Here is a 5,563-nt window from a genome sequence, read left to right on the forward strand (position 1 = left end):
GTAGGAGACCTGTTCGGGCAGGATCCGGCCCTGCCGGAGCGCGTCGGTGACGGCGAGGCCCATCTCCAGCCCGTCCGGCCGCAGCCCGGTCATGTCGCGTACTCCCCCGACCGGCTGGACCGGCGGCGACGCTCAGCGCGGCAGCGGCGCGTCCGCCCGACGCAGAGACGCGAAGCCGGTGTCCCGGGCCCGGGCCGCGGCCAGCAGCCCGGCCACCGCGGACGCGTTGGTGATCTCACCGGCCGCGACCATGGCGACCGCCTCGTCCAGATCGATCCGGACGACCTGGAGGTCGGCCTCCTCGTCGTGGCGCTCGTGCCGCTCGTCGGCCGGCACGTCGGCGAGGTCGCGGGCCAGGAACACCCGGACGATCTCGTTGGTGAACCCCGGCGAGCTGTGCAGGTCCACCAGCACGTCGACCCGCCCGGCGGTGAGGTCGGCCTCCTCGGCCAGCTCCCGCAGCGCGGCCACCGGCAACTCCTCGCCGGAGACGTCCATCAGACCGGCCGGCAGCTCCCACAGGTGCCGCCCGACCGGGTGCCGGTACTGCCGGATCAGCACCACCTGGCCGGCGTCGTCGAGCGCCACCACGGCCACCGCCCCGACGTGCCGGACGAGGTCACGCAGCCCGGTCCCACCGCCCGGCATGGTCACCTCCTCGGTGACCACGTCGAAGATCCGCCCCCGGTACCGCTCCTGCCGGGAACGCACCTCGTAGCGGTGCTCCAGGTTGCTCACGACGCCGACGACGCCTTCGTCGCGGCACCGTTGCGGGCGGCCTTGCGCGTCGTCGGGGCCTCCGCCGCCGCGTCCAGGTCGACCGGCAACTGGTCGGCCTGCGAGTACGTCACCGCGGCCTTGACGAACGAGGCGAACAGCGGGTGCGGGCGGGTCGGACGGCTCTTCAACTCGGGGTGCGCCTGGGTGGCCACGAAGAACGGGTGCAGGCTCCGGTCCAGTTCGATGAACTCGACCAGCCGGCCGTCCGGCGAGGTGCCGGAGATGTGCAGACCCGCCTTGGTCAGCGCGTCCCGGTAGGCGTTGTTCACCTCGTACCGGTGCCGGTGCCGCTCGCTGATCTCGGTGCTGCCGTACGCCTCGGCGACGATCGAGCCCTCGGTCAACGTCGCCGGGTACGCGCCCAGCCGCATCGTGCCGCCCAGGTCACCCCGACCGGCGACGATGTCCTCCTGGTCGGCCATCGTGGCAATGACCGGGTGGGCCGCCTGCTCGTCGAACTCCAACGAGTTCGCGCCGTCCAGGTCGGCCAGGTGCCGGGCCACCTCAATGGTCATGCACTGCAGGCCGAGGCAGAGGCCGAGCAGCGGGATGCCGGCCTCCCGGGCGTACCGGGCGGTGCCGATCTTGCCCTCGATGCCGCGCACGCCGAAGCCGCCGGGAATGAGGATGCCGTCCACGCCGGCCAACGCCGCAGCCGCGCCGGCCGGGGTGACGCACTCGTCGCTGGGCACCCACTTGAGCTGCACCCGGGCCCGGTGGCCGAAGCCCGCCGCCCGGATCGCCTCACTCACCGACAGGTACGCGTCGGGCAGGTCGACGTACTTGCCGACCACGGCGACCGTGACGGTGTGCCGGGGGCGGTGCACCCGCTCCAGCAGGTCGTCCCAGCTGGCCCAGTCCACGTCCCGGAAGGAAAGGCCGAGCCGGCGCACCACGTACGCGTCGAGCCCCTCCCGGTGCAGCACCTTCGGAATGTCGTAGATGCTCGGGGCGTCCGGGGCTGCGACGACCGCCTCGGCGTCCACGTCGCAGTACAGCGACAGCTTCTCCTTGAGCTTCACCGGGATCTCCCGGTCGCAGCGGAGCACGATCGCGTCCGGCTGGATACCGATGTTGCGCAGCTGCGCCACCGAGTGCTGCGTCGGCTTGGTCTTCAGCTCACCCGATGGCGCCAGGTACGGCACCAGCGAGACGTGCAGGTAGAAGCAGTTGTCGCGGCCAAGGTCGTGGCGGACCTGACGGATCGCCTCCAGGAACGGCAGCGACTCGATGTCACCGACCGTGCCACCGACCTCGGTGATCACCACGTCGGGAAGCTGGCCGTCCTCGTCCGGGTCGGCCATCGCCAGGATCCGCGACTTGATCTCGTTGGTGATGTGCGGGATGACCTGGACGGTGTCGCCCAGGTACTCGCCGCGCCGCTCCTTGGCGATCACGTCGGAGTAGATCTGACCGGTGGTGACGTTCGCCTTACCGGACAACGCCCGGTCGAGGAACCGCTCGTAGTGCCCGACGTCGAGGTCGGTCTCGGCGCCGTCCTCGGTGACGAACACCTCACCGTGCTGGAACGGGTTCATCGTCCCCGGGTCGACGTTCAGGTAGGGGTCGAGCTTCTGCATCACCACGCGCAACCCGCGCGCGGTCAGCAGGTTGCCGAGGCTGGAGGCGGTGAGGCCCTTACCCAGCGAGGAGGCGACGCCCCCGGTGACGAAAATGTGCCTGGTCGTCCGTGCTGATGGGGCCAAGGCCTGCTCCCGTGTCGTCTGTCGCGGTCATGCAGACCGCCGTGCTTGATCAGCAAAGTGATCACGCGATCCACGGGATTCGACGGTAACACCTCCCGGGCGGGTACCCGCAGGCCGCACCCCGGCCGCGACACCTCCGGGCCATCCGGACGAGGCCCGGCGCTCAGGACGCGGCAACCTCCGTCGATGACCGGGGGACCTGCCGGGGCGGCACGGGCACCGTCGGCGCGGCGTCCGGCGTCGACCCGCTCGCGGTCGGCTCGGCCGGTTCGTCGGCGTCCCCCCGGCGCTCGCCCGCAGGGTCCGACACCGGTTGGGCGACCGTCGCCGGCGCGCCCGGGGGCGGGCCGGCGATCGGACGGGGATGCACGGCACCCAGTGGCCCACCGCCGCCGGTCGGACCGTCACCGCCACCGGCCGGGCCGACCCCGCCGGACCCCGAGTCGTCGTCGGCGCCGTTGGCGCGGGAGCGGGCCGCTACCGGGCGGGTCCGGTCCGCGGCGTGCCCGAGCACCCGTAGCGACGCCAGGGCCGCCATCGGCACCACCAGGGCGGCGGCAGCACCCATCACGTCCAGGGCCGCGCCGTCGAGCACACCACCGAGCACCGCGGCGACCACGGTGCCGGCCAGCGCGGCCCGGACCGCCGGGTAGATGCCGAACAACCGCATCAGCCCACCCCACGGCTGCAACAGGGCGAACCACACCAGCAACCCGGCGGCCAGCGCCAGCACCGTCAGCGGGCTGTTGACCAACGTCTCGAAGTTCTCCGTGCTGGAGCGGTGCACGGCGAACCCGCCGGTGCCGTCACCGAGCGCGGAGAGGAACCGGCCCAGGCTGCCCCGCTCCGCGGCCGGACGCCGGAGGTCCACCACCGCGAACCCGATACCGACCGCCAGCGCCGCCATGGTGGCCCAGGCCAGCCGGCTGACCGTCAACCAGCCACCGGCGCTGATCACGGCGGCGACGCTCACCCCGGCGGTGAGCGCGATCGCGCCGACCGGGTCGGCGCCCAGATACGGGCTGCCGACCACCACCACGGCGAGGCCACCCACCGCCACCATCACCGCCGGCCGCCAGCCCCGGTGCACCCGTTGCGCGAACCAGCCGCCGGTGACCAGCGCACCGGCGAGGAACACTCCCAGACCCACAGTGCTCAGCCCGGCGTACCGGCCGCCCTGCAACGCGGAGTAGCCGACCACACCGTTGAGTTGCAGGCGGGCCCCGGTCAGCACGTCCAGCCCGACCACGAGCGTGGTGAGGCCGGCCACCGCCCCCAGCGGCCCGAGGGTGTTCGCGTACCCGGGGGCGAACCGCACCGCCGCGGTGCCGGCGGCCACCAGCAGCGCCGTCACCCCGGCGAAGATCCACCCGGGGTGCTCACCGCGCCACCAGGGCACCGCGTCGGTCAGCAGCGCCGCCGGCACCGTCAACGCCGCGGCGACCAGCAGCAGCTCCATCACCGCCACGATCCGCCCGGAGACGGGCGTCGGACCGGCCGGGCCGGCGTGCGGACGGGCCCGGCGCAGCAGCGGCAGGATCGCGACGGCCAGCAGCACCTGCACCCCGGCGAGCAGCGTGAAGAACACCCCGGAGACGGAACGCTGCGCGGCCGCCTCCCGGTCGGCGTTCGCCGGCGCGTTGATGGCCTCGGTCAGATCGGCGGGACGACCGCCGGTGCTGATCGCCGGACGGCCGAGGAAGAGCCGCTCCGGCATGGGCCGGCCCAACGCGGCGAGGGCGGTCGGCGCGAGGTCGACGAGTTGCAGGTACCCGTCCCGGCCGGTGCTGGCCGACGTGAGCCACCCCCGCTCCCAGCCCGGCCCGTCGGCGACCGCCACGTGCAGCCGCGCCGGCTGGGTGGTGTCGGAGATCCCCGCGACCAGCACCAACGACCGTGGGGGTCGCGCCGCCAGCACCCGGGCCAACTCGGCGTCCGCCGCGCGGGCCTCCTCGGCGCGGGTGGCCGCGTCGGCCCCCTTGACCGTGCCGAGGTCGACGATGCTCAGCACACACGAGCCGAGCAGCGGCCGCGGGTCGGCCGGCAGCCCCGAGGCGTACCGGTCGACGCGGCCGAACGGTCGGGCGGCGGCCACCGCCGCGCCCGGCCCCACGGCGACAGAGCACCGCACCGACTCGGACAACGAGCCGGGCAGGGCGCCCCAGGGCAGCCGCTGCTGGTTGTACTGGACCACGCTCTCCTGGTCGGGCAGGTTCGCGCCGATGCCGTCGGGCTGTTCCACAGTCACCGCCGCCGACGGACAACCGTCGACCGACCGGCTGCCGTTCCACGCGGCGAAGCTGCCCGCGCCCAAGGTCAGCCAGCCGTCCACCGGGCAGGTGGGCCGGTGCGCGGACCGCACCGACAGGGAGCCGATCGAGCCGTCCTGGGCCATCCGCCACAGCGTCGGGGTGCTCTGCGGGTTCACGTCGTCCCAGCGCAGCCCGGCGATCCCGGCGAGCACCACGAAGTCAGCGGTGCGTTGCGGGGCGCCCTGGGGTGGACGGGCCGCGAGCGCGGTGACGCCCAGCGCCACCACGAGCACTGTCAACAGGGCGGGGGCGATTCGGCGCAACATCACCGGTGTCCCGTTCTCGGGGCGTCGGAGCCCGGGGCGGCCGCCGCACCGCCGGGGTTCCCGGCCAGCTCGGCGTAGAGGGCGGCAAGCGTGGCGACGGTGTCCGCCTCGGTCGGCCACGTCGCCGCCCGCTCGGTCCCGCGCCGGCCCAACTCCGCCCGCGCCGCCGGGTCGTCCAGCAACGCGCGTACGGCCGCGTCGAGGGCGTCCACGTCACCGGCGGGAACCAGCGTGGCGGCGTCGCCGACCAGATCCGGGAGCCCGCCGACAGCGGTGGCCACCAGTGGCACACCGGCGTGCAACGCCTCCTGGGCGAAGAGTTGCCGCGCCTCCCAGTCGCGGGGGACCACCCCCAGGGCGGGGCCGGCGGGCAGGTCGGCCCCCGCGGGGGGGGGGCCCACCAGGGGGCCCGGGGGGCGGGGGGCGGGGGGGCGCGGGGGGCGGGGGCCCCCGGGGGCGGGGACCTCCGCCCCCACCGCACCCTCGCCCTCGACGGCGC

3 protein-coding genes and 1 pseudogene are annotated in these 5,563 nt (G+C 74.5%); all 4 read right to left on the minus strand.

Annotation, left to right across the window (positions count from 1 at the left end):
• Nucleotides 1–132: 132 nt before the first annotated feature.
• Nucleotides 133–738 carry an NUDIX hydrolase gene (locus AB0B48_RS31640; RefSeq protein ID WP_357208018.1) on the minus strand — a complete coding sequence of 202 codons (606 nt, stop codon included), beginning with the start codon at nt 736–738 and terminating at the stop codon, nt 133–135.
• Entirely contained in the window at nt 735–2,486 is a 1,752-nt protein-coding gene (locus AB0B48_RS31645) for a CTP synthase (protein ID WP_357208020.1), read from the minus strand. Before AB0B48_RS31645 ends, AB0B48_RS31640 begins: the two co-directional genes overlap by 4 nt.
• 163 nt (nt 2,487–2,649) lie before the next feature.
• On the minus strand, nt 2,650–5,064 hold the full coding sequence (locus AB0B48_RS31650; RefSeq protein ID WP_357208022.1) for a hypothetical protein: 2,415 nt from the start codon (nt 5,062–5,064) through the stop codon (nt 2,650–2,652).
• Nucleotides 5,064–5,444: pseudogene (locus AB0B48_RS31655) on the minus strand (glycosyltransferase); the annotation flags it as partial. The gene AB0B48_RS31650 and the pseudogene AB0B48_RS31655, both read right to left, overlap by 1 nt.
• Between the last annotated feature and the right edge of the window lie 119 nt (nt 5,445–5,563).

The sequence above is a fragment of the Micromonospora sp. NPDC049089 genome, from assembly GCF_040648775.1.
Classification (GTDB): domain Bacteria; phylum Actinomycetota; class Actinomycetes; order Mycobacteriales; family Micromonosporaceae; genus Micromonospora.